Here is a 2,369-nt window from a genome sequence, read left to right as displayed (position 1 = left end):
GTTACCTGGGGCATCGCAGAATCCGAAACCAAGACCGTTTTCTGACCAAAGCAACTTATTTGAGAATATCAGGATTAAAACAAAAAAAACATTTCTCGATATCACTGGTGGATATACCTCCAATTTTCAGGATCGGCAGGATCACCATTTACTGCAAACTGATGATAGATACGAAACTTGTATGGTCCATGATCGCGTGGATGAGACCGGGTAAAACTAACCACAATCTCTCTGCTTTCTGCACTATCCAGGGTTGGATTGTCCGGTTTGGAAAGGGCGATCGAAGGGACATCTGCAATGGACATCAATCGTTTATCGATATTGAATTGCGACCGGCTATCATAATCTTTCACCAGAAACAATGAATTAACCCTTGAGGAACCCATGATTATATTACCATCCTCGTCCTTTAGTACTGGTAATTCAGTCCATTGTCGATGTATTCCCTCATAACCATGATCCGACACTATCACAATCTTGGTAACATCAATTAGGTTTTCATCTTCAAGCCATTCAATAAACGAAGCAATCTCCTTCATCGCTCTCACCGCGGAAAAGTATACAGCATCGGGATTTGCTACATCAATCTCATATTGCGGATCAAATATATGGTCGCCGATTCTATTGTCTTGCAATCTCAAATCAGAACCTATGGCCCAAGGCATGTGTGTCAACTCGTTACTAATGAATTTGAATGTTGGTAATCCCTCATCAGCATAGGAGAGAGAGTCCAGAAGATCGATAAGGCCAAGGTGGATTACAGCGTGCTTCACATCATAATAAATTCGTCTTATCAACAACCAGCGGCCATCGAGGTAAATGAATGGTCTAACAAAATGTGGGCTGGTTTTAAAAAAACCAATGACGGAGAATAATCTCACATATTGTTCTGGATTCATACCGAAATTTAAGTTTGCTGCTTCCTCACTGGTACTCATCCAGTATTCTGCATAATGTCTGGGCTCTACCACCGTCACCAACTCGTCATCATCATATTCATCCATATTGAAATAATCGGGGTGAACAAAAGTGAAATCGTAACCGCGCTCATGACTAACCGTAGGGTAATAGGCATAAGCATCATGGATCCTTTCTTCAAGCAGCGTCTCATCGGAAGCATTGACACGATCTGGTGTAAACTCGGGCCCCGCGAGTATCGAAGGTAGACTGCCATAGGTTGTAATGCCAGTACTCAGGGTGGATGGATACCAAGTAAAACCTCTTAACGAATCTCGAATCTCGGGGTACTGCTCCAGAATGTCTGGCAAAAGATCGGCGCCAAACATGTCTAGCATAAGAATCACTATGTTGCCTCGGGTTGAGAAGCGGAAAGCCCGCCCTGAGTTTTCAGGAATGAATACCTCGCCATAGCTCGAATATCCGGCCTTCAACAAACCATCGCTTGTTCCCAGGTTAAACAGGGATTGTCCAACAGTCATCAGGTTAAGAACAACAACAATCGGAAGAGCCTTCCGGGGAAATCGAAAAACCACAATAGCAGCGAGAGAGAAGAAAAGGAATAATCCGGTAAATTCCAGTGCAGAAAGCTTTAAATACTCCGCATTGACACCCTGACTAAATACTCTTAAATGTCCGGGCCTGCTTAGGATTGTGACATCTAATACTCCATAGTCCCCTGGCAATAAGTAGACATAAATCCAAGCCGCGGTTGCCATCGCAAAGAAGAACCACAGAAGAACTGGCCTTACCAAACGGGATGAGAATCTATACACCACAAACAATACCGTAAATGCCCCTATGAAGTATAAAACGTGCCAAAGCAACAGTGACAAAAAGGGGAAAGGCATGGAATTTAGATCGGTGATATGCAAGGAGACTGGAGCCCATAGAAACAGGAGTCCATTAAACAGAAGGAGTGAGAATATCGCAGCAGTATCCATCAGTTTCTTTTGCCTCAGGTATAGATTCTCCAAGGTCTCCCGAAAGGGCCAACTGCATGCGTGAATTCCAAGGTATAGCAATAGCGGAACTTGGGCGAGTAACAAATACATGTGAGCTTTGTATAGCTGCACAAAGGATGGTACCCGAAAAATCAGATATCCATGCACTAGGAAGATCGGCAATGTGAAAACTGCCACCCGCTGCCGATTCCCGCTCAGCATAAAAGAAACGACTGCAAAAAGAACTAGTAAAATTGCCTCCAGTATGAGAACAGATATAAATGATACCCTGGAGTGGATATCGCCAACCAAAACCGCCACCGGAAGCAAAACCATCCCGACAAAAGACAAAGCTGGTAACCAGTAATGACGTGGTCTCTTCATTTTCCTATCCTTGCTCAGATTTCGGGTTGGGATTTTATACTAAAATTCAATTCTGTCGATAGTGTAGCACGGTTTTTGGGAATT

1 protein-coding gene is annotated in these 2,369 nt (G+C 43.6%); it reads right to left on the bottom strand.

Going from position 1 to position 2,369, the window contains the following annotated elements:
* Positions 1–101: 101 nt before the first annotated feature.
* Complete coding sequence (locus tag S1OALGB6SA_RS00100; protein ID WP_124032152.1) at positions 102–2,285, bottom strand: sulfatase-like hydrolase/transferase; 2,184 nt, start codon at positions 2,283–2,285, stop codon at positions 102–104.
* Positions 2,286–2,369: the final 84 nt, after the last annotated feature.

It is taken from the genome of Olavius algarvensis spirochete endosymbiont (assembly GCA_900608495.1).
Taxonomy (GTDB): Bacteria; Spirochaetota; Spirochaetia; order DSM-2461; family DSM-2461; genus UBA2779.
This window is presented reverse-complemented; position numbering and strand designations above follow the sequence as displayed.